This window comes from Peptoniphilus sp. HCN-40583, from assembly GCF_037892835.1.
In the GTDB taxonomy this organism is placed as follows: Bacteria; Bacillota; Clostridia; order Tissierellales; family Peptoniphilaceae; genus Aedoeadaptatus; species Aedoeadaptatus rachelemmaiella.
Map to the genome: position 1 here is coordinate 1 of NZ_JBBKBU010000026.1, position 21,323 is coordinate 21,323.

The 21,323-nt window shown below is 53.2% G+C and carries 18 protein-coding genes; 11 read left to right on the forward strand and 7 right to left on the reverse strand.

The window, feature by feature from the left end; all coding sequences use genetic code 11:
- Nucleotides 1-581 precede the first annotated feature (581 nt).
- Both WKT05_RS08220 and WKT05_RS08225 read left to right on the forward strand, forming a co-directional pair.
- Nucleotides 582-758: a hypothetical protein gene (locus tag WKT05_RS08220; protein ID WP_340413691.1), complete on the forward strand. Its 177-nt coding sequence runs from the start codon at nt 582-584 to the stop codon at nt 756-758.
- Between the two features lie 2 nt (nt 759-760).
- Nucleotides 761-1,393, forward strand: a complete 633-nt coding sequence (locus WKT05_RS08225; protein WP_340413692.1) for a hypothetical protein — start codon at nt 761-763, stop codon at nt 1,391-1,393.
- Between the two features lie 74 nt (nt 1,394-1,467).
- Here WKT05_RS08225 and WKT05_RS08230 read toward each other — a convergent pair whose 3' ends face one another.
- Both WKT05_RS08230 and WKT05_RS08235 read right to left on the reverse strand, forming a co-directional pair.
- Nucleotides 1,468-2,559, reverse strand: coding sequence for an ABC transporter substrate-binding protein (locus WKT05_RS08230; protein ID WP_340413693.1), 1,092 nt, complete (start codon nt 2,557-2,559; stop codon nt 1,468-1,470).
- Nucleotides 2,556-4,073, reverse strand: a complete 1,518-nt coding sequence (locus tag WKT05_RS08235; protein WP_340413694.1) for a ClC family H(+)/Cl(-) exchange transporter — start codon at nt 4,071-4,073, stop codon at nt 2,556-2,558. Before WKT05_RS08235 ends, WKT05_RS08230 begins: the two co-directional genes overlap by 4 nt.
- A 174-nt stretch (nt 4,074-4,247) precedes the next feature.
- Between WKT05_RS08235 and WKT05_RS08240 the strand changes: the two genes are divergently transcribed.
- From WKT05_RS08240 to WKT05_RS08250, 3 genes are read left to right on the forward strand one after another with little or no spacing between them, the layout of a single operon-like run.
- Nucleotides 4,248-5,069: an amino acid ABC transporter substrate-binding protein gene (locus WKT05_RS08240; protein WP_340413695.1), complete on the forward strand. Its 822-nt coding sequence runs from the start codon at nt 4,248-4,250 to the stop codon at nt 5,067-5,069.
- A 20-nt stretch (nt 5,070-5,089) separates the two neighbouring features.
- The gene (locus WKT05_RS08245) at nt 5,090-5,734 is read left to right on the forward strand and encodes an amino acid ABC transporter permease (protein WP_340413696.1); all 645 of its coding nucleotides are present in this window, start codon (nt 5,090-5,092) and stop codon (nt 5,732-5,734) included.
- Nucleotides 5,731-6,381 carry an amino acid ABC transporter ATP-binding protein gene (locus WKT05_RS08250; protein WP_340413697.1) on the forward strand — a complete coding sequence of 217 codons (651 nt, stop codon included), beginning with the start codon at nt 5,731-5,733 and terminating at the stop codon, nt 6,379-6,381. The genes WKT05_RS08245 and WKT05_RS08250 overlap by 4 nt, the downstream gene beginning before the upstream one ends.
- Before the next feature lie 981 nt (nt 6,382-7,362).
- Here the strand turns inward: WKT05_RS08250 and WKT05_RS08255 are convergent.
- The 3 genes from WKT05_RS08255 to WKT05_RS08265 all read right to left on the reverse strand — a co-directional run bounded on the left by WKT05_RS08255 (nt 7,363) and on the right by WKT05_RS08265 (nt 11,229).
- The gene (locus WKT05_RS08255; RefSeq protein WP_108832182.1) at nt 7,363-7,614 is read right to left on the reverse strand and encodes a GlsB/YeaQ/YmgE family stress response membrane protein; all 252 of its coding nucleotides are present in this window, start codon (nt 7,612-7,614) and stop codon (nt 7,363-7,365) included.
- Nucleotides 7,615-7,709: 95 nt separating this feature from the next.
- A complete protein-coding gene (locus WKT05_RS08260; protein WP_340413698.1) occupies nt 7,710-9,515 on the reverse strand; it encodes an ABC transporter ATP-binding protein in 1,806 nt (601 codons plus the stop codon).
- A complete protein-coding gene (locus WKT05_RS08265; RefSeq protein ID WP_340413699.1) occupies nt 9,508-11,229 on the reverse strand; it encodes an ABC transporter ATP-binding protein in 1,722 nt (573 codons plus the stop codon). Before WKT05_RS08265 ends, WKT05_RS08260 begins: the two co-directional genes overlap by 8 nt.
- A gap of 65 nt (nt 11,230-11,294) precedes the next feature.
- Between WKT05_RS08265 and WKT05_RS08270 the strand changes: the two genes are divergently transcribed.
- The gene (locus WKT05_RS08270) at nt 11,295-11,852 is read left to right on the forward strand and encodes a hypothetical protein (RefSeq protein WP_340413700.1); all 558 of its coding nucleotides are present in this window, start codon (nt 11,295-11,297) and stop codon (nt 11,850-11,852) included.
- Nucleotides 11,853-12,647: 795 nt separating this feature from the next.
- The gene (locus tag WKT05_RS08275) at nt 12,648-13,142 is read left to right on the forward strand and encodes an LURP-one-related/scramblase family protein (RefSeq protein ID WP_340413701.1); all 495 of its coding nucleotides are present in this window, start codon (nt 12,648-12,650) and stop codon (nt 13,140-13,142) included.
- Between the two features lie 600 nt (nt 13,143-13,742).
- Here WKT05_RS08275 and WKT05_RS08280 read toward each other — a convergent pair.
- Nucleotides 13,743-14,351: a Crp/Fnr family transcriptional regulator gene (locus tag WKT05_RS08280; RefSeq protein ID WP_340413702.1), complete on the reverse strand. Its 609-nt coding sequence runs from the start codon at nt 14,349-14,351 to the stop codon at nt 13,743-13,745.
- 102 nt (nt 14,352-14,453) lie between these two features.
- Here WKT05_RS08280 and WKT05_RS08285 point away from each other — a divergent pair, with 102 nt between their 5' ends.
- The 4 genes from WKT05_RS08285 (at nt 14,454) to WKT05_RS08300 (ending at nt 19,685) form a co-directional block, all read left to right on the forward strand.
- Nucleotides 14,454-15,989: a YjjI family glycine radical enzyme gene (locus WKT05_RS08285; RefSeq protein ID WP_340413703.1), complete on the forward strand. Its 1,536-nt coding sequence runs from the start codon at nt 14,454-14,456 to the stop codon at nt 15,987-15,989.
- Nucleotides 15,989-16,825: a YjjW family glycine radical enzyme activase gene (locus WKT05_RS08290; protein ID WP_340413704.1), complete on the forward strand. Its 837-nt coding sequence runs from the start codon at nt 15,989-15,991 to the stop codon at nt 16,823-16,825. Before WKT05_RS08285 ends, WKT05_RS08290 begins: the two co-directional genes overlap by 1 nt.
- 111 nt (nt 16,826-16,936) lie before the next feature.
- The gene (locus tag WKT05_RS08295; protein ID WP_340413705.1) at nt 16,937-18,046 is read left to right on the forward strand and encodes a copper amine oxidase N-terminal domain-containing protein; all 1,110 of its coding nucleotides are present in this window, start codon (nt 16,937-16,939) and stop codon (nt 18,044-18,046) included.
- Between the two features lie 91 nt (nt 18,047-18,137).
- Complete coding sequence (locus WKT05_RS08300; protein ID WP_340413706.1) at nt 18,138-19,685, forward strand: acyl CoA:acetate/3-ketoacid CoA transferase; 1,548 nt, start codon at nt 18,138-18,140, stop codon at nt 19,683-19,685.
- An 82-nt stretch (nt 19,686-19,767) separates the two neighbouring features.
- Here the strand turns inward: WKT05_RS08300 and WKT05_RS08305 are convergent, their stop codons facing one another.
- On the reverse strand, nt 19,768-21,279 hold the full coding sequence (locus WKT05_RS08305; RefSeq protein WP_340413707.1) for a class I adenylate-forming enzyme family protein: 1,512 nt from the start codon (nt 21,277-21,279) through the stop codon (nt 19,768-19,770).
- Between the last annotated feature and the right edge of the window lie 44 nt (nt 21,280-21,323).

Here is a 21,323-nt window from a genome sequence, read left to right on the forward strand (position 1 = left end):
AGGACCTAAACGGTCCTTTTTTATTCTTTAGGGGAAGAAATGGGTGATTGATTTTTCTTTTTCTCCTTCGCACACCAATTGTTCTTTCCTTCCGATGGCACACCTTTTGTGAAACGATATTGTCGGTTCTATCACGCCTTATCTTCATCCTATATTTCCGGGGGAGGGAAAAAGGGCGTTGCGATTCGCCCTTATCCCTCCCCCGGACCCCTACCCCTTTCATGACCTATCCCGACGAGCGAAGCGAGACGCAGGAAGGTCAGATACAGTCTTACACCGTTTCGGGAAGGCGTAGCCTTCACGAAACGGATGTATAGTTGTAATCCCTAACGCTTTTTAGCAGTCCGGAACCCTAACGGGTTCCGATTCCTGTTGGGCCGCGTCGCAGTACGGTTGTTCTTAATTGGATATTTGATCGGTAGATGGTTTTGTTTGTGGGACTAGGGTCAGATGGCGAATGCGGGGGTCCGGCTACTCCTTTGGCGGTTAAAGAAAAGGTGTGAAATAGAAAAGGCATATACCATTGAATAGACAAAACCTCCTCGTTCATGTACAATCAAATCACAAAGGAGGAGAAGAGCATGGCTACAAAAAGTTTTTTAAAGTCAGTAGATATTCGAAAACAAAAGCAAAAGAGAGACATTGCTCGCGCCATGGCGCAGTCTGAAGCATATGCAAAGAGCACTCCTTACAAAGAAGAGCCTGCAAAGTTACTTTCAAGAGACGGGATTAAAAATCTTTTCAATAAAGAGGATTAGGAATGGGTGAAAAACTGCAAAAACCGGTTCCGTACCTTGTGAATCTGAAGGATTTGCTATTAGAACTCGGTGAATCTGAAGTGCGGAAGATTCTTTTGAGGTTTGACTGTGTATTCAATGGCGATGTGAATTATTTCCTGCATGAAAAGGCCATAGAGTTTACAAAGCGTGGTTTTTCTACAACGTATTTGGTTTTTTTGCCCTTTCGTGGGGAGCCGGAACTTGTTGGGTATTTTGCTATCGCGACAAAAAGCATTGATTTTTATAAACTTTCCGGCTTCAATAGCAAATATAAAAATAAAATTACCACCTATGCGACCTATGATCGGCGTCTGAAAAAACACACGCTTCCGGTCTATCTCATCGGCCAATTAGGAAAAAATTATAGCGCGGTTGACGAGGTCCTTTCTTTATTTAGCGGTGAACAGCTTTTGCGCTTGGCTTGCGATCGTGTAAAATTTATTCAGAGTCTTTCCAGCGGACGTTTTGTCTACTTAGAATGTGAAGATACGCCGGCGCTGTTGAAGTTTTATGAAAGCAACGGTTTTCGCGTTTTTGACAGGCGATTATTGGACAAAGACGAAAACAAACATTTCAAAAACCCCTATTTAGTGCAGTTGATCCGTTATTTATGATTTGCTTGCGCGGGTGTTGAAAGGATGAAAAAAGACCATCGACGGGTGTCGGTGGTCTTTTTGTGTGCTCGTCTTTAGTACGCCACCTCTTCGGTGCTCACGTAGTTTGCCTTATTGCCTTTTTGCCGCATAATGGACACATTTCTGGTCTTGTGGCGTTTGGTGATGCCCAGGGCGCCGTCGAAGGTGTTGAGGCGGCGGAGGTAGCGGGCCATGGCGTCTCGATCGGGGCCGGCTTGGTTCATGGCATCGGCGATGAGGTTGTAGGCGTCGTAGCCGATAGCGGCGTAGCTTGTGGGGGCGCGGTCGTATTCTTTTTCGTAGGCTTTTAAGAAGGCGTCGGAGGCCTGGTTAAAGGTTTCGTAGCGGGCGTAGTGGGCGGTGAAGTACACGTCTTCCACGGCGTCTCGGCCGATTTCTTTAAAGGAGGGGTTTTCCCAGCGGTCGGCGCCCATGAGGGGGACGCGGATGCCTGCGTTTTTTGCGGCGCGAATGAAGTAGGCGCTTGCGGCGGAATCCCCCGGGCAGTAGATGCCGTCGACGGGGTATTTTTTCAATCGGGCGATTTCTCGTTTGAAGCGGGTTTCGCCGGTGTGGTAGTCGATGGGGTAGGTGCGGACGTAGTCGGGGAGGCTTTCGATGAAGGCATGTGCCAGGTCGTTGCCGTAGCCTGTTTCGGCGTCCACCACCACGGCGATGTCTCTGAGGCCCAAGGTGGTTGCGGCAAAGGCGGCCATGGCGCGGGCCTGTTCGTCGTCGTTCATGGAGAGGGGGGTGATCCAATAGTCGCCCTCCAGATCGGCGGCGGTGGAGCCGGTGACGGTGGGGATTTTCGCCGCGTTAATGACGGGGCGGGCGCGGTTCATGCTGTCGGTGCCGAAGGTGCCGATAAGGGCCAGGGCGCCTTCATCGGAGAGGACGCTGACGCCGTTTGCGGCTTCCATGGATTGGCTCTTGGTGTCGTAGAGGGCGAGTTCGATTTTTTTGCCGCCGGCCACGGGGCGGAGCCGGTGGGCGAGCTTGACGCCGCGCCAGGTGTCTTGGCCCGTTTCGCCGTAGAGGCCTTGTTGGGGCTCAAAGACGCCGATGGTGACGGTATCCGTCGCCTTTTGTTTGGCGCAGCCTGCGAGGAGCAAAAGGACGAGGAGGGGGATCAGTCGTTTCATTCTGCATCTCCGAAAAATTGGGCCAATGCTTCCAGGTGCCGCTCTTCGCAGAGAACGAGGAGTTCGTCGCCCCCTTCCAGGGTGGTGTCGGCGTTGGGGGTGAAGGCAATGTCTTCCCGCTGCACGGAAGCGATGATGGGGTGATGGGGGATGTGGAGGCTTTTCAGGGGAACGTTAATGTAGTTGGCGCCGCCGGGGACGAGGAAGTATTGCATGGTGTAGTCGTCGTGGAGTTTGCCGATGTCTTTTTGGAACATATTGTCGTAGAGGGATTCGTAGATGGGGCCGCTCTTTAACAGCTGGGCGATGATGTAGGCGATCATGGCGGTGGTGGTGACGGAGATCATTTGCAGCATGGTGCCGCTCATTTCCGAGACGAGTAGGATGGAGAGGAGGGGGGCCTGCACCACGGAGGAGAGGATGGCGGCCATGCCCAGGTAGAGGAAGTTGGCGTAGTAGATGTCTGTGCCGATGAAGATGCCGTGGAGGAGGGCGCCGATGAGGGCGCCCAGGGTGAGGACGGGAAGGAAGATGCCGCCTTGGGCGCCGGAGCCGTAGCCTGTCCAGACGAGGAGCATGCGGATGGCGAAGAAGGCGATAAGGGCCTTGCCAGCGACGGTGGTGGTGGCCAAATGCTCGATGAGGTCGTGGCCGCCGCCAAGGAGGATGGGGTTGTAGAGGCCGGCCAAAAGGGCGAGGACCATGGCGAGAAAGATGACGAGGTAGCGGGGCATGGGAAGTTTTTTCATGCGGGTGCTTGCAAAGAGGAGGCCTTTGTTGAAGACGGCGCCGAAGATGCCGCCGACGATGCCCACGACCACAGGCGCCCAGATCATGCCGGTGGGGAGCATTTCTTTCATGGGAAAGGAGAAGGCGGGCTCCATGCCCAGAATGCGGAAGCTGATCCAGTTGGCCACCACGGAGGCCACGACGCAGGGCACGACGAAGAAGTGGGAGAAGCTTTTGTGGAGTTCTTCCAGGGCGAAGAGGGCGCCGGCCAAGGGGGCGTTAAAGGCTGCGGCGAGACCCGCGGAGGCCCCGGCGGTGATGAAGTAGCGCCCTTCCATTTCCGAGGCGTGGAAGACTTTGGCGAGGATTTTCGCCAGGGTGCCCCCTAATTGAATGGAGGGGCCTTCCCGCCCGAGGGTGAGGCCGGAGAAGGCGGCCATGGCGCCGCCGAAGAATTTTGAAATAAGGGTGGGCACCGGGGCGATGTCGGCTTTGCCTAAAAGCTCGCCGCGAATTTGGGGGATGCCGCTGCCGCCGCTTAAGGGCGACCAATTAAGTAAGAGGTGCATGGCCACGGCCATGGCGAAAAAGAGCCCGAGCATGAGGGCGATGCGCCCCGGGGTGATGTTGGCATAGAGCAACATTCTCGCGTCGTCGAGCTTGCCTAAGGTGAAGCGGTATAAAACGGAAATCATGCCCGAGGCCAGGCCGACGACGAAGCCGCCGAAGACCAGGTGCATGCGCAGGCGATTGTGATCGTAATTTGTCGCGTGGTGGGTATCCATGAAAACTCCTTTCCCAACGGACGAAGGATGGCGTACATAAAATGAAAAACGAGACGGCGCACCGTCTATACAATAAATTTTGAAAAAAAGCTTTACAATTGGGGACAAAGGATGTATTATAAGTCCATGATGATTTACCGTAGTAAAGCGATAAACAGAGAAAGGAAACTGATCATGAAGAAAAGACTATTTACCTTGACCGCATTGACCATGCTTTTGCTTGTGGGCTGTTCCGGCGGTGCGAAGCCGGAGAATAAAGCGGCAAACAATGCAAACAACGCCAAACAGGAAGCCGCAGGCGAGCTGGACAAGAGCAAGACCTACGTCATGGGCATGGACGACACCTTTGCACCCATGGGTTTCCGCGACGAAAAAGGCAACATCGTCGGCTTCGACGTGGATTTGGCGCAAAAGGCCGCCGAAGAGATGGGCATCAAGATCGAATGCCAACCCATCGACTGGACGGTGAAGGAATCGGAACTTGAATCGGGCAATGTGGACTTCCTCTGGAATGGCTTCTCCATTACCCCCGAGCGTCAAAAGAAGTTGCTCTTCTCTGATCCTTACATGGACAACCGTCAAATCATTATTACCATGAAGGATTCTCCCGTGAACTCCAAGGCCGACTTGGCCGGCAAGCGCATCACCGTGCAAGGCGAATCCTCCGCACTGGAAGCCGTTATGAAAGACGAGGCCTTTGTCAAAACCTTGGCCGAACCGCCGGTCGAATACGCCACCAACAACGAATGCTTTAAAGACATCGAAGCGAAACGCTGCGATGCCATCGTCGTCGACGAAGTGTTGGCGCGCTACTACATGAAGCAAAACGGCGAAGAAAACTACAAGGTCTTAGACGACAACTTCGGCGAAGAACAATTTGCCGTGGGCATGCGTAAAGACGATGTGGCTTTACAAGAAGCACTGAACAAGGCGCTGAAGACGCTGAAAGATAATGGCACCTACGACGAAATTTACAGCAAGTATTTCGCCGACTAATGGGATAGCAGGAGGCAGTTTTGGAAGTTCTTGAACGTTTAATCCCCCTCTTGGGGGAAGGCATGAAAGTGACGGCGTCGGTATTTGCCGTAACCATCGTATTATCGTCCATCCTTTGTATCCCGGTGGCGTGGGCACGCTTGTCCCCTAACCCCATTATATCGAAGATCGCGGCGATTTACATTTATATTATGCGGGCGACGCCTTTGCTCCTTCAATTAATGTTCGTGTTTTTCGGGCTGCCCCTTTTGCCTGCGGGCATTACCTTGGGCCGGTTTACCTCCATTTTTCTGGCCTTTGTCCTCAATTACACCGCCTACTTGGCGGAAATCCTCCGCGGCGGGATTCAATCCATCGATCCCGGGCAGTGGGAAGCGGGCAAGGTCTTGGGCCTTTCCAAACCCTACACCTTCTTTAAAGTCATCTTGCCCGTGGTCATCCAGCGGAGCTTCCCCGCCTATTCCAACGAAGTCATTACCCTGGTCAAGGACACCTCCTTGGTCTATATCCTGGGCGTCATGGATATTTTGAAGGCGGCCAAATCCGTTTCCAACACCATGTCATCCATCCTTCCCTACATTTACGTCGGGGTGGTTTACCTTATCGTCGTCGGTCTGTTGACCTTGCTTTTGAGATACTCAGAGAGGAAGATTGAAGCGTCATGAAAATTTCCGTGGACAATTTAAAAAAGAGCTTTGGCGACCGCTGCATTTGGAGCGACATCGACCTCACCTTTACCTCCGATGAGATCGTGTCCATTGCGGGCAAAAGCGGCCAAGGCAAGACCACCTTCCTCCGCTGCCTCAATGGTCTGGAAACCTACGACGCCGGCACCGTCTCCTTCGACGGCAAAGTGATGCCTGTAGGCACCACCGATGCGAAGAAAATCGGCATGGTCTTTCAAGGCTACTACCTGTTTCCGAAAATGACCGTGTGGGAGAATATCCTCCTGGCTCCCGTCTACCACGGCATCGACCGAAAAGAAGCGGAAGAAAGGGCCGAGCGGCTCATGAAAGAACTGGAAATCTACGAGGAAAAAGACAAATACCCGAGAAACCTTTCCGGCGGCCAACAACAGCGGGTGGCCATTGTCAGGGCCTGTATGCTGGAGCCCGACATCCTCTGCTTCGACGAGCCCACCTCCGCCTTGGATGCGGAAACCATCGACAAGCTGGCCCAAACCCTGGGGCGGCTAAAAGAAAAAGGCATGGGCATGATCGTCGTGACCCACGATAGGGCCTTCGCCGAGCGAATCTCCGACAGGATATTGCACTTCGAAGAGGGACAACTGAGAGAAGAGATTGTAGCCTAAGAGAGGAATGTCTTTTGTTTTTCCTTTGCACACCACCATGTTTCGCATAAAAAAACCCAAGAGAGGGCGGATGAGCCCCCATCGTGGGTTTTTTGGTGCTATTTTTTTCTTTGCTCACCTTTTTATCTTTGCCGGGCAATAGCCCTGAGGCCCCATATTAAATTGCTTAGCAGACAAATTTCCGTGTTGTTTTCTCTTTCGCTTAAATTTTATTCTTAAATGGTTTTGAAACCCGGGGGAGGGAAAAAGGGCGTTGCGATTCGCCCTTATCCCTCCCCCGGACCCCTACCCTTTATCCCTAACGCTTTCATAAAGTGCGGAACCCTAACGGGTTCCGATTCCTGCTGGGCCGTGTTGCGGAAAGGAAACTGTGAGTCGGGTAATTCATCATCGGAAAACGAAGATAGCTCACCCAATTCATTGTCTGGGGATGTCGAAGAAGCCCAATACAAATCGAAGCCCGCCAGGGCTTCGCACATTAGAAAAGCGTTAGGGTGGAGTGGGATGGGGTCCAGGGGAAGGGCCAGAGGGCGAATCGCAACGCCCTAGGCCCTTCCCCTGGTCTCAGAGCCATGTAAGAATCAATTTTAAAGCGGAAAAAGTAACCTGATTTCATTACGTTCATTAAGCGTTTTAAGAACAGGCGCCACCGCCTTGAGGGTCATAGGGCGTACAACTATACATCCGTTTCGTGAAGGCTTCGCCTCCCCGAAATGGTGTAAGACTGCATCTGACCTTCCAACGACTCGCTTTGCTCGTCGGGATAGGTCATGAAATCGCAACGCCCTTTTTCCCTCCCCCGGAAGTAATTGTTGAAGATATGGTGCGTAGGATATAAAAGGAATCGAATCACAAAAGGTGTGCCATCCAAAACAAAGCCAAAGGTGAGCGAGAAAAAAGAAAATCCCCAAAAGATCCGTCTTTTTTAACAGAAAAAAGGGCAAGAAAAAAGAGGCTTATTCAAAAGCCCCTTTTCTTGCCTTATTTTCTGTTTTTTACTGCATTCACGATCCACAGCAAAATCACGGAGCCGATGACGGCGATGATGAGGCTGTAGAGGTTGAAGCCGGACACTTTGCCCATGTGGAAGACGTTGCTTGCGATGAAGCCGCCGATGAAGGATCCGACGATCCCGGTGACGATGTTTGCTACAGCGCCCATGGATTCGTCTTTGCCCATGATCTTGCTTGCGATCCAGCCGGCCAATGCGCCGAAAATTAACCAAAATAACATGAAAGATCTCCTTTCGATTGAGTCCTAATAATGATGTCATTTTATACTTACCCGCGCTTGTAAAAATTATTCAGTGAGGAGAAAAGTATTTGCAGTTAAATCTCTTTTCCTTCAAATTGGCTGTGGTAGAGGGCGTAGTATTCGCCTTTCTTCGCCATAAGGCTTTCGTGATCGCCTTGTTCCACGATGTTTCCGTCTTTTAAGACGAGGATCACATCGGCGCCGACGATGGTGGAGAGGCGGTGGGCGATGACAAAGTTGGTGCGGCCGTGCATGAGGCGGTCCATGGCTTTTTGTATGAGTTTTTCCGTGCGGGTGTCCACGGAGCTGGTGGCTTCGTCTAAGATCAGAATGTCGGGATCGGAGATGAGGGCCCGGGCGATGGTTAAAAGTTGCCGCTGGCCTTGGGAGATTTCCGATCCGGATTCGGTGATGATTTCGTCGTAGCCATTGGGCAGGGTGCGGATAAAGTTGTCCGCATAGGTGGCCTTGGCGGCGGCGAGGATTTCGCCTTCGGTGGCGTCTTCTTTGCCGTAGGCGATATTGTCTTTAATGGAGCCTGTGAAGAGCCAGGTGTCTTGAAGCACCATGCCGAAGTGGCGGCGCAGATCGTCGCGGGTGAGGCGGCGAATGTCTACGCCGTCCACGGAAATGCTGCCGTGATCGGGCTCGTAGAAGCGCATTAAAAGGTTGATAAGGGTGGTTTTTCCCGCGCCGGTGGGCCCGACGATGGCCACGGTCTCGCCGGGGTTCACGTGGAGGGAGAAGTCGTCGATGACCACTTGGTTTTTCTCGTAACCGAAGCGCAGGTGATCGAAGGTGACTTCGCCTTTTAATTCTTTCAGGATGGTGGTGTCGTCGGTCTGCGCCTCTTCTTCCCCATCGAGGACGCGGAAAATGCGGTCGGCGGCGGAGATGGCCGATTGCAGAGCCCCTACCACTTCCGCCATGCCGCTGATGGGTTGATTGAGTTTTCTCGAGTATTGGAAGAAGGCCTGTATGGCGCCCAGGGTAATGGCGCCGTTTAAGACCAAGAAGCCGCCGAAGACGGCGATGGCCACGTAGCCCAAGTTGGAGATGAAGCCCATAAGGGGCATGATTTCGCTGCTGATAAACTGGGCCATGTAGGCGTTGGCGTAGAGGGCGTCGTTAATTTCATTAAATTCATGGATGGCGCGGTCTTCGAAGGTGAAGCTCTTCACCACTTCCTGGGCGGAGATGATCTCTTCCATGTAGCCGTCTACCCGGCCCATGTCGTGGCTCTTGGCGCGGAAGTAGCGCTGGCTGAGGCCGGCGATTTTCGCCGTAACCAGGGCGCTTACGGGCAGCACGATTAAAGAAATCACCGTAAGGCGGGGCTCGATATAGAGCATCATGGCCAAGGTGCCTAATATGGTGACCACGGCGCTGATGATTTGGGCGATGTTTTGCCGCATATTGTTGACCACGGATTCCATGTCGTTGGTCATGCGGGAGAGAAGATCCCCCACGGTGAAGCGGTCCAAATAGGCCACGGGGAGGCGCTGAATTTTTTCGGAAAATTCTTTACGCAGGGTAAAGACGGTTTTCTGGGTGATCTTCACGAGGATGCGGCCCCGGAAGAAGTAGAAAATCGAGGAGGTTACATACATGGCGAGGAGGATGGCCGCGATGCGGTTTAAATAACCGTAGTCGATGCCCGCCCCCGCCTTCACGGAATCGTAGATGTTCGTGATCCCCAGGCCCAAAATCCAGGGCGTGAAGATGTCGATGATGGTGGCTGTGGCCGTAAAGAGAATGGCCAGGACCATGGGCAGTTTGTCTTGATTTAAATAGCCGATGAGCCGCTTCATAATGCGGCGGCTGTCGGCGCTTCGAAGACTCCGTCGATCCCGCTCCGTAACGCCTTTAAGTCTAGGCATAGAGCACCTCCTCTCCCAATTGAGAGGCGGCGATTTCTCGGTACAGGGTGGAGGACTTCATGAGCTCCTCGTGGGTGCCTCGGGAGACGATTTTGCCGTCGTCCAGAACGAGAATTTCGTCGCAGTCCAACACCGTCATGACCCGCTGGGCCACGATGAGGGTGGCGGTGTGCTCCGTCATGGGGGCCAGGGCGCGGCGCAGGGCCTTGTCCGTTTGAAAGTCCAGGGCGGAAAAGGCGTCGTCGAAGAGAAGCACCTCAGGCGCTTTCGCCAACGCCCGCGCGATGGAGAGGCGCTGCTTCTGTCCGCCGGAGAGGTTTTTCCCCGTTTGAGACACGATGGCATCGACGCCCTCTTCCATGCCGTGAACGAAGTCCTTCGCCTGGGCGATGGAAAGGTAGCGATCCGCCTCTTCGTCAGTTAAGGGCATATCGTGGGACAGGCCGATGTTTTCCCGCACGCTCCTTAAAAGCAGCATGGCCTTTTGAGGCGCATAGCCCATGCGGCTGCGCAGGTCTTTGGCGGAAAGGTCTTCGATGTTCACGCCGTTTAAGCGGATTTCGCCGCCGGAGACGTGGTAGAAGCGGTGGATGAGCTTTAAGATCGTGCTCTTGCCGCTGCCCGTGCCGCCGATTATGGCGACTTTTTGCCCGGCCTTCACTTCAAAGGAAATGTCCGACAAGACGGGCCGCTCCGCCCCGGGGTAGGCAAAACTCACGTGGTCGAAGACGAGGGAGGTTTCCTTCGTATCCGGCAAAGATGCTTTTACATTTTCCCTGGCCGGCGGCGTTTGGAGGACTTCCACGATGCGGTCGTAGGCGGCCTTGGCGTTGGGGTACATGGCGAAGAGCATGGCGAACATACTGAGGCCAAACATGATCTGCACCACGTATTGAATAAAGGCCATAAGATCTCCCACTTCCATGGCATTGGCATGGATGCGGCCGGCGCCGAAGTAGAGGACGGCGACCATGGTGAGGTTAAAGATTAAATTAAAGGCCGGAAGCATGGTAATGAGGTAATTATTCACCTGCTCCGAGGTGCGGCGCATGGATCGGTTCACTTCGTCGAAGCGGCGATCTTCGTAGCTTTCCTTGCGGAAGGCGCGGATCACCCGAATCCCCGTGAGCCGTTCCCGAAAGTGGAGGTTGATCTCGTCCATGAGTTCGCGAATGCGGCGAAAGCAAGGAATGGATGTACGGGCGATGGTCATGACCACGGCGAGAAGCATGGGGGCGCAGAACAAAATAATGGCGGAAAGCTTTACGTCGGTGGTGAGGCACATGTAGGTGGCGCCGAGAAACATAAGGGGCGCGCGAACCAAGGGGCGAAGGGCCACCACGGCCATGCGCTCCAGCTGACTGATGTCGTCGGTGGCGCGAGTTAAAATCGAGGGGGCGCCGAAGGTCTCGAAGGAGGGAAAATCCAGAGAGAGCACGTGGGCAAAGAGGCCGCTGCGTAGGTCGCGGGCAAAGCCCATGGAAATCTTCGCCGCCATGAGTCCCGCCACCGTCATTAACAGCACCGACAGTGCGGCGAGACCGATCATGGCCATGCCTTTATTGATGATTAAAGGCACATCGCCTCGCAACACCCCGGCGTCCACAATGTGGCTCATGAGCCGCGGCAGGTAAAGATCCGCCAAAATACTCAGGGCGATGAGTAGCACTTCGCCGATAATTAAGGGTATATAGGGTTTAATGTATTGTTTCATTTCACCATCCTTTTCATAAAAAAACTATTATTTATTATACCTACCCGAAAAGAAAGGTCGTACACATGAAGACCCTGGCCGCTTTAAAACACAAAAACTTCATCGACGTAGACGGAGGCTACGGCTTCGATCAAAGCCTGCTTCGAGAAAAGAGCACCTACGCGGCGGATCGGGCCTGCGGCATCGCCGCCTTGGCCAATCTTATCGCCTACACCGAAGGCAAACGACGAATAGACAGAGGCGAGGCCCTGAAGCTTATGGGCGAGATCCTCCGCTTCGCCCCGCCGAGGCCCTGGGGCATCGCCGCCGGGGGCATCCTCCTTCGTGCCATGGGCCCCATGGGGAGGAAATACAAAGCGGAATTTTTAAAGCCCCATGCAACCGATGAAGAGATCAAAGCATTTCTCCTTCGTGCGCTAAATGGTGATCGCCCCGTGGCCCTGTTGAATACCAATCATCCCCATAAAGCCTTCCGCTATCATTGGGTGACGATCACGGAGGTGGTGGAGGAAGAGGGGGAAGTGTATGTGCGGTTTTCCTCCTGGGGGAGGCGGTATAAGATGCGGTTTGAAGAGCTGTTTGTGCGAGGAATGATGTATAGGAGGATGTTTTTTATAAAATAGTTTTTTTCTTTTGTTTTAGCACACCGTTAAAACGCTTAGTATATATGGAGAAATCAAGTTACTTCTTTCGCTAAAAAATTGCTCTTTCATGGCTTTGAGACCAGGGGAAGGGGCTAGGGCGTTGCGATTTCATGACCTATCCCGACGAGGGTCGCGAGTCGTTGGAAGGTCAGATGCAGTCTTACACCGTTTTGGGAAGGCGTAGCCTTCACGAAACGGATGTATAGTTGTACATCCCCATCCACCCACAAACGCCTTTTAGCAGTGCAAATGCCTGACGGCATTTGATTTGTATTTGGCTTCTTCGCTCTTGAATGATTTTGAATTGGGCGAAGTTTCTTTTTCGCCAATAAGAATTCTTCGCCCAATTCAATTTCTTTCGTTTGCGACACGGCCCAACAGGAATCGGAACCCGTTAGGGTTCCGCACTTTATGAAAGCGTTAGGGATAAAGGGTGGGGGTCCGGGGGAGGGATAAGGGCGAATCGCAACGCCCTTTTTCCCTCCCCCGGAAAGAATTGCGAAGATATAAGTTGAGAAAGAGTAAATAGGATCGCGACACACAAAGTGTAAGTCCTATGAAATTAATGGAAAAAGGCGAAAGAAAATCACCATGTAGTCTATTTGTTATGCGTTTAAAAGATTGGCCCCTTCCCCGGGTCTCAAAACCGTAAAAGAACATATTTTAAGCGAAGAAAAAAACATCATGTAACATGCTTCGCCATGGGCCAAGCCCTCTTCTGTGGGTATAATAAAACAGAGAAAAAAGAAAAAATAAAAAAATCCACCGGAGGTCATGATGTATCGTCTTTACGCAAAGCAGAAAGTATTAAAACTCGAAGATCACTACGCCGTCACCGACGAATCCGAGGCGCCGGTCTATTACATCGACCAGAATCTGAAATTTTTCGGCTACGACGTTCATGTCTCGGACGGGGAGAAAAACCCGCTGTTTTCCGTTGAACAGGAGCTCATGCACCTCATGCCCACCTATCACGTGCGCTTCGAAAACGGCGATGTCATGGACATCAAGGCCCGCTTTTCCCTTTTCAAAAAGAAAATCGACATTGCCTACAAGGGAAGCGATCTGCGCCTCGAAGGCGACATCCTTTCTTGGGACTTTCGGATTCTAGATAATGCCGACCGAGAAGTGGCGGCCATCGAGAAGAAAGTCTTCGCCTGGGGCGACACCTTCGTCATCGACGTCATCGACGACGACTACGCCGATGTGGCCGTGGCCATGATGATCGTCGTGGATCATATTATCGATATGGAGCAAAACAGCCATTAATTGATTTATTTCATGTGATTCGTAATCCTATTTTCTCTTTCACAACTGATACCTTTGCGAATTTTTCCCGGGGAGGGAAAGTGAGTTGGGCGAAGAATTATTCCTGGCGTAAAAGTAACTTCGCCCAACTCAAAATTTCTTTTTGGCGACGCGGCCCAACAGGAATCAAATGCCGTCAGGCATTTGCACTGCTAGAAGGCGTTTGTGGGTGGTACAACTATACATCCGCTTCGAGACGGCTTCGCCTTCTCGAAACGGTGTAAGACTGCATCTGACCTTCCACGACTCGCTACGCTCGTCGGGATAGGTCATGAAAGGGGATGGGGCCCCGGGGAAGGGGCAGAGGGCGAATCGCAACGCCCTGGCCCCTTCCCCGGGTTTCAGAACCGTGTGGAAATGGTATTTTAAGCGAAAAAGAAAGACCATGCTATACAGTTAGCTACGCATTTAAAAAATCACACACCACAACCGAACGCCCTTTTTCCCTCCCCCGGGAGTAACGCTTGATAACATGGTGTGTAAGAACCAGAAGGGAATTATTTACAAAAAGTGAGCCCTCGGAAAGCAAGGACAAAGGGTGTGCGAAAAGTAAAGAGAAAATCATTTAATTTTATCTGCCAGCAACTGATGTCCTTCCTCGCCGACAAAAATTTTTCCGTTTTTTCTAAAAATACACCCCTCTTCCTCCAGTTCATTTAAATACCGATACAAGCTCCTTTTTGGGATGGCCAAAAGATCCGCCAGGTCTTCCCGCTTCAGGGGCAATGCAGCGGGGAAGGGGGCTTTGGTGTTTTTGTAGATGGCGTAGGCCAGGCGGTCTTTTTTCGACAGGTGTTTTTCCTCGGCGTTTTGCCGCATGGTTTCTTCGCTGAGGCTCGCCAAGTAGCGCAAGAGTAGCATAAGGACCTCGGGCTTTTGGAAAATGGGATCCTTCAAGCTCAGGCTGTAGTAGCGCCCGGCGGTGACGGCTTTTACGCCGGAGAGGACGGGGCTTTCGGTGAGGCTTTCGATCAGCCCCAAGCATTGGGGCGCGGTCATGAAGCTTTGCAGAATGCGACTCCCGTCTTGGGCGTAGCGGGACACTTCCACGGTGCCGGATTCCAAGAGCAGGATGGAAAATTCGGCACTGTCGGGGTACATGAGCACATCTCCCGGGCGAAAGGCGATGGCCGGGGCGCCAAGGCTCTGAAAAAGTTCTTGAAAATTCATACTTTCCTCCTAAAAGGTGCCATGTGGCATCTTTTTTTCTTACAAATAAGTATACACTGTAGTTAAGAAAAAAGGGACGATTTATTACGACAGGAGGCTATTATGGAACGCTTTTTCACCATGGACGAATTTCATCAAGCGGTGCGGGACGTGCAAAAGGACAGGGCGCAAACCTACGAGCAACAAACTTTCCGCCTGGCAAAGCTTGCGGAAAACAGTTTGGATTACCCCGTGGCCGATGACGACGCCTTTTACGACCTCTACGCCAAGGGGGAAATTTGCGATTTAGACGAAGGCCACGCCCCCTATGCGCCGCGCTACATTCTGCCCGATTACGAAAAGTTTTTGAAAGAGGGCAGTGAATTTTTGCGCATCGAACCGCCGAAGACGCTCATCGAAGCCACGACGGCCCTTTTGATTATGTATCACCACGTCCCGAGCATCACCCGCTTCCCGGTCTACATCGGCGCATTGGACGATCTCCTCGAGCCCTTTGTTGAAAAGACCGGTGAAGATGACGCACGGGCGATTTTAAAGAGCTTTTTAATGCAGCTGGACCGCACGGTCGACGACTCTTTCTGCCACGCCAACATCGGCCCCTACGAAACGAAGACGGGGAATCTTCTCCTGGAGCTTTTGGAAGAGCTGCAAATTGTGACGCCGAACATGACGCTTCTTTACGACGAGGAAAAGACACCGGACGGTTTCGCTGAAAAGGCATTGGCCTGCAGCTTGACCTGCGCCAATCCGGCCTTCGCCAACGACGCCTATTACAGCGCCGATTTCGGCGACGTTCCCTACGGCATCGCCTCCTGCTACAACGCCCTTCCGAAACACGGCGGCGCCTTTACCTTGAGCCGCCTGCGTTTGAACAAAATCGCCTTGGGCGCCGACAGCGTGGAAGGCTTCTTCGAAAAGAATCTGCCCCACGCCATCGACACCATGCTCCACTTTATGGAATCGAAGATTCGCTATTTGGTGGAAGAAACGGCCTTCTTCGAATCCAATTTCCTCGTGAAGGAAGATTTCATCGACCTGAACAACTTCGTCGGCCTCTTCGGCATGGTGGGCCTGGCGGAATGCACGGAAGCCCTCTTAAAGCTTGACGGCGTGGAAGGTAAGTACGGCATCGACGAGGCGGCGGACGCCATGGGCATTCGCGTCATGGACTTTATCCAAGAGCGTGTCGGCCAATTTGAATCGGCCTACAGCCCGGTGTGGAACCACCGCTTTATGCTCCACGCCCAAGTGGGTGCGGCAAATGATGAGGGCACCACGGCGGCCCACCGCATTCCCATCGGCCAAGAGCCGGATCTCTACAGCCACATTCGCCAAGCGGCGAAGTTCCAAAAATACTTCCCCTCTGGCGTCGGCGATCACTTCCCCTTCGACGAAACGGCGAAGAGAAACCCGAAGGCGGTGCTGGACGTGTTTAAGGGCGGCTTCAAGCTGGGGAACCGCTACCTTTCCGCTTACAACGACGACGGCGATCTCATCCGCGTCACGGGCTACCTCGTGAAAAAATCCGACGTGGAAGCCTTTAAGGCAGGCAAGCAAGTGTCCTACGACACGGTGCAATACGCCGCCGATCCCCTGACAAAGTACGGCATTTTGGACCGGAAGGTGGAAGGGGTTTAATGCTTCTCGTCAACAAGCTGATTCCCATGAGCGTTGTGGACGGTCCGGGGAATCGCTTTGCTATTTTCCTCCAGGGATGCAATTTCAATTGCAAATACTGCCACAATCCCGAGACCATTCACCGCTGCATACACTGTGGCGACTGCGTGGCCACTTGTCCTGCGGATGCCCTTTCTTTCGTGGAGGGCAAAGTGGTGTGGAATCCGGTGACATGCGTGGACTGCGACAAGTGTATCGCCACCTGCACCCACGGTGCCTCGCCGAAGGTGCGGGCCATGAGCGCCGCGGATTTAATGGCGGAAATCGAAAAGGCCATGCCTTTTATCGAAGGGATTTCCGTGAGCGGCGGCGAATCCACTTTGCAGGCGAAGGAACTGATCCCCCTCTTTCAAATGGCGAAAGAAAGAGGCCTCACGGCCCTCATCGATTCCAACGGCGGCCTGGATTTCTCCAAGGGGGATTTAAACCGCCTCCTCGAGATTTCCGACGGGGTCATGTTGGATGTGAAGGCCTGGGAGAAGGAAGATCACCTTCGGATCACGGGTCGGGACAACGAGGTGGTGAAGAAAAACCTCGCTTACCTCGCCGAGCACGGCAAGGTCGAAGAGCTGCGCTTCGTGCTCCTGGACACACTGGACAACGAGCACAGCCTTCGGGAGGCGGCGAAGGTGTTGGGCGAAAGGATTCACACCACTCGGGCGAAGCTCATCAGCTATCGCCATTTCGGTGTTAGGGACGAATTCATCGACGAACTGCGCGCCCCAGATCGAGAAGAAAAAGAGCGGCTCTTGGCTTTGGCGAAGGAGCTGGGCTTCGGTGAAGTCGTGGACATTTAACCTTGCGGTAAAAGAATCGCAAGGTTTTTTTGTGCGGTGAATTTCAAAAGACGTTACTTTTTAACGGGGAGGGTATAATAAAAGCAGAAAATAAAGAAAAAGGAGGTTGCTATGAAAAAATTACTCGGATTAACACTGGCTCTCGCCATGATTCCCGGCCTGGCCTTTGCTGCAGAGCCCATTACCCTCTACATTAACGGCATCGATGCGAGAGACTACAAGGAACAGCCCATTGTGCGGGAGGATCGCCTGTTTCTTCCCGTAAGAAGTGTCACGGAAGCCATGGGCGTGAAAGCAGATTGGGACAAGAAGAGCAAGACCGTCACCGTCGGCGATGTTAAAATGGTCGTCGGCGAAAAAGAATTCGTGGCGAAGGGCGAAAAAATGACCATGGACGTGGCCCCCTTTATCGAAAAGAACCGCACCTACGTGCCTCTGCGCTTTTTGGCCGAGGGGATGAAGCTCCCCGTCACTTGGGACGAAAACAATCGGGCGGCCGTCGTCGGCGCCTACAAGGGAGATGCCGCCTTTACGCCGGAGAAGACCGTGACCTACGGCAATGCGACTTTCTCCCTGCCCAAGGATTGGGAAAAGCAGCTGGTGATTACTTATTCCCATCATCAAGTGACCTTCTACGACAAAATGAATCACGACGCCCAAGAGAGCATGGGGCGCATCGGCGAAATCACGACCATGGCGAATCCCGATTCACCGGTGCCCGCCATTCTCCTCGCCAAGGGCAATTACTTCTACACCCTCTGTACATTTGCAAGCGACGTGCAAGTGGTGGATACCGGGAACAAAAAGCTTTGTGACAGCTACACGAAATCCAATCAACTGGTGAAGGAAATCTTGAAAACCGTGGAAATAAACGACGTATTTAAGGAAGCCGACCCCGTGAAGGTGGGCGATATATCCATGGTAATTCCCAAGGCCTATAAAGACGCCATCGGCGCGGAAGAAACAGGCGGCAAGGTCGTGCTCTTCGAAAAGACCAATGAAAAAGCGAAAAAGGGTAGCGGCCTCATCGGCACTTTCCAAGTGGTCAATCAAAAGGAATTGGAGAAAATAAATGGGGACTACAATCTGCTTCGATACAATAAAGACAACAGCCTGATCTTCCTTTGGGCGGAAGAGCCGAGTGTGAAGGATCCGGTTCTGAAAAAAGCATACACTGACGGCATGGGGAAAGCATATGAGATCCTCGAGACCGTGAAATGATTTATCAAGGGAGCCCTAGGGCTCCTTTTTGTTTGACTTCTTTTTTTGCCTAAGATACACTGAAACGGACTAGATAAAGGAGGACGAAGGAATGGAGAGAATCGATGCGCGACAAGCGGCGCGACTGATTAAGGACGGAGACACTTTGGCCGTATCGGGCTTTTTGTTGGCCACGACGCCCAGCGAATTGTTGCGAGAAATCGGCAATCGCTTTTTGGAGGAGGGCCATCCCCGGAACATGACCCTGTTTCAGGCGGCGGGCACGGGAAACAACGGGGACGAGGGGATTACGGAGATCTCCCACCGGGGTATGGTGCGCCGTTATTTGACGGGGCATTTCGCCCGCAATCGCCGCTTGGCGGAGCAGGCGTCCAAGCACGAAATCGAGGCCTACAATTTCCCCCAAGGGGTGCTGTCGAAAATGTACCGGGCCCTGTCCTCCGGACAAAAGGGCGTACTGACCACCATCGGCCTGCACACCTTCGTGGATCCGAGGGAAGGGGGCGGCAAGCTCACGAACATCACCACGGAAGATTTGGTGGAAGTCGTCACCTTAGGCGGAGAAGAGTATTTGTACTACAAGGCCCAGCCTGTGGACGTAGCCATCATTCGAGGCACCACCGCCGACGAGCAGGGCAACATTACCATGGAAGAGGAATCGGGGATCGTCGATGCCCGTGAAATCGCCATGGCGGCCAAGGCCTGCGGCGGCAAGGTCATCGTGCAGGTGAAGTACACGGCGGACAGCAAATCCTTGGATCGCAACCGCGTAGTGATTCCGGGAATTTTCGTGGACTATGTGGTGGTGGCCACAGAGCCTGAAAAGACCCACCGCCAGACCGTGGCCGAATATTACGATCCGGCCATCGCCGGGCACACGAAGCGGCCCGTGGCCAAGGTGAAGGACGCGCCTTTGGACGAGCGGAAGATCATCGCCCGCCGGGCGGCCATGGAGATTCGCCCGGGGGATGTGGTGAATTTAGGCTACGGCATGCCCGAGGCCGTGGGTCACGTGGCGGCGGAAGAGGGCCTGAGCGATTCCATCACCCTCACCTTGGAATGCGGCATTATCGGCGGCGTGCCCCTTGGCGGGGCGAATTTCGGTTCGGCCTTAAATGCCCACGCCGTTATGCCCATGAGTCAGCAATTTGATTTTTACAACGGCGGCGGATTGGACGTGGCCTTTTTGGGCTTTGCGGAAGTGAACGAAAAAGGCGACATTAATGTGTCCAGCTTCGGCGGGCGCTTCGCCGGCTGCGGCGGCTTCATCGACATCTCCCAAGCCACGAAGCGGATTTTCTTCGTAGGCACCCTTACCACGGGGGGCCTGGAAGAACACGTGGAAGGGGGCAAGCTCGTCATCGACAAAGAGGGCAGTCGCATGAAATTTATCGACGCCCTGCCCCAAAGAACCTTTAACGGCGCCTACGCCTTGAAGCAGGGCCATGACATCACCTTTATTACGGACCGCTGCGTCATGAAGCTTACGGAAGAAGGCTTCCTCATTACGGAAGTGGCGCCGGGGGTAGACATTGAGAAAGACATTGCGGCCCACATGGCCTTTCCGCCGAAAGTGGCGGCGAATGTGAAGGAAATGGATCCGCGGATCTTCGCACCGGAAAAAATGCACTTGGCTTAAGGACGGGAAACCGTCCTTTTTTTGCGTGCGAAAACCCGCCGGCAAATGTGCAATAAAAAAAGACCGCCGAAGCGGTCGGTTCTTAGTTCAAATGGTCTTTCATGTAGGCGATAAGGGCCTTGTCGTCGATTTTTCCCGTGCCGTTGGTGGGCAGAGCGTCGTGAATCACGATGTATTTCGGCACCTTGTACTTCACCAATTTGTGGTGGATGTAGTGGCGGATCATGTCCTTGACCTTGTTTTCGTCCATTTTTTCCAACAGGGAGATGTGGAGGCAGGCTTCTTCGCCCATAAAAGCGTCCCGCGTCGCCAGCACCCGGGCCTGATCGATAAAGTCCAGCTCCTTCACCACATTTTCGATTTCAATGGCGGAAATGTTTTCGCCGCCGCGAATAATAATGTCCTTGGTGCGGCCGGAAATATAAAGGTGGCCCGCTTCGTCTTTGTAGCCCACATCCCCGGTGCAGAGCCAGTCTTTTTCCGTGTAGCGGTTTTTGCCGTTAATGTAGCCGACCATGACGTTGATGCCGCGAACGAAAATGTTGCCGGGATAATGGGGAGGCAGTTCCTTGTGGTTGTTGTCCACAATGGCCACTTCCACGCCGTCGATGGGGGTGCCCACGCTGGTGGAAGCAATTTCTTCGCTTTCGCCGGGGCGCACCAAGGTAACGGCGGGGGAGGTCTCCGTCTGGCCGTAGGACTGAATCAAATGCTCGAAGCCGAAGGCGGATTTGATGGTTTCATATTCATGCGGCGTCAAAGGCGAGCCGGCGATAATGCCGCTCTTTAAGGAGGAGAGGTCGTAGTCCTCCAAATTGTTGTGGCGCATGGCCACGATAAAGAGGGTGGGCACGCCGTTAAAGACCGTGATCTTGTAGCGGCCGATGGAGGCCAATTGATTGTAGGACTTCACATTATCCAAGATCACCACGGAGCCGCCGCACATAAAGGCGCACAAAGCCGTGGCCGACAGGCCGAAGCAGTGGAACATGGGTACGCAGAGCAAGAAGCGATCCGTTTCGTCCCAACCGACGACTTTTACCATGGTATCGGCATTGGAAATAAGGTTTCTGTGAGTGAGCTGCACCCCCTTGGGCACGCCGGTGGTGCCGGAGGTGAGGAGAATGCACGCCACTTCCGTGGGATTATCGGCAAGCTCTAAACTCAGCAAGTGGGAATAATTGTAGCCTTCGTTGGTGTAGAGGACGTGGAAATCCTTGTTGATTTTGTAGAGGTCGCGAATGTGTTGGGCATAATCCTGCTGTCCGTTGGTCACCACGGTTTTGGCGCCGACTATGTCCATGATTTGTGCGATTTCAGAGGTCGTAAAAGAAGGGTTCACCGGCACGGTGACGGCACCGAGCATTTGCAAACCGAAAAAGGCGAAAATCCAGTCTGCCGAATTTTTGCCCATAATAAGCACGTGATCGCCTCGCTTGATGCCCGAGGTGGCGAAGTACGCGGCGAAAGACAGAGAAATATGGTGTAAATCCCTGTAAGTGTACTCCTTCTCCTTATGTATAATGGCGACGCGTTCGGGATACATTTCATGCCATAAAAAAGGCATGTGCCCGAGGGTCTTGTTATAGTCCATGGTGACCTCCTATGTTTTCGCTGCAGAAAGCGTTATCTTTTTCA

Excerpts from the sequence above, each read along its gene's own strand:
- WKT05_RS08220 (WP_340413691.1), top strand. The coding sequence starts at position 582 with ATGGCTACAAAAAGTTTTTTAAAGTCAGTAGATATTCGAAAACAAAAG.
- WKT05_RS08225 (WP_340413692.1), top strand. The coding sequence starts at position 761 with ATGGGTGAAAAACTGCAAAAACCGGTTCCGTACCTTGTGAATCTGAAG.
- WKT05_RS08230 (WP_340413693.1), bottom strand. The coding sequence starts at position 2,559 with ATGAAACGACTGATCCCCCTCCTCGTCCTTTTGCTCCTCGCAGGCTGC.
- WKT05_RS08235 (WP_340413694.1), bottom strand. The coding sequence starts at position 4,073 with ATGGATACCCACCACGCGACAAATTACGATCACAATCGCCTGCGCATG.
- WKT05_RS08240 (WP_340413695.1), top strand. The coding sequence starts at position 4,248 with ATGAAGAAAAGACTATTTACCTTGACCGCATTGACCATGCTTTTGCTT.
- WKT05_RS08250 (WP_340413697.1), top strand. The coding sequence starts at position 5,731 with ATGAAAATTTCCGTGGACAATTTAAAAAAGAGCTTTGGCGACCGCTGC.
- WKT05_RS08255 (WP_108832182.1), bottom strand. The coding sequence starts at position 7,614 with ATGTTATTTTGGTTAATTTTCGGCGCATTGGCCGGCTGGATCGCAAGC.
- WKT05_RS08260 (WP_340413698.1), bottom strand. The coding sequence starts at position 9,515 with ATGCCTAGACTTAAAGGCGTTACGGAGCGGGATCGACGGAGTCTTCGA.
- WKT05_RS08265 (WP_340413699.1), bottom strand. The coding sequence starts at position 11,229 with ATGAAACAATACATTAAACCCTATATACCCTTAATTATCGGCGAAGTG.
- WKT05_RS08270 (WP_340413700.1), top strand. The coding sequence starts at position 11,295 with ATGAAGACCCTGGCCGCTTTAAAACACAAAAACTTCATCGACGTAGAC.
- WKT05_RS08275 (WP_340413701.1), top strand. The coding sequence starts at position 12,648 with ATGATGTATCGTCTTTACGCAAAGCAGAAAGTATTAAAACTCGAAGAT.
- WKT05_RS08280 (WP_340413702.1), bottom strand. The coding sequence starts at position 14,351 with ATGAATTTTCAAGAACTTTTTCAGAGCCTTGGCGCCCCGGCCATCGCC.
- WKT05_RS08285 (WP_340413703.1), top strand. The coding sequence starts at position 14,454 with ATGGAACGCTTTTTCACCATGGACGAATTTCATCAAGCGGTGCGGGAC.
- WKT05_RS08290 (WP_340413704.1), top strand. The coding sequence starts at position 15,989 with ATGCTTCTCGTCAACAAGCTGATTCCCATGAGCGTTGTGGACGGTCCG.
- WKT05_RS08295 (WP_340413705.1), top strand. The coding sequence starts at position 16,937 with ATGAAAAAATTACTCGGATTAACACTGGCTCTCGCCATGATTCCCGGC.
- WKT05_RS08300 (WP_340413706.1), top strand. The coding sequence starts at position 18,138 with ATGGAGAGAATCGATGCGCGACAAGCGGCGCGACTGATTAAGGACGGA.
- WKT05_RS08305 (WP_340413707.1), bottom strand. The coding sequence starts at position 21,279 with ATGGACTATAACAAGACCCTCGGGCACATGCCTTTTTTATGGCATGAA.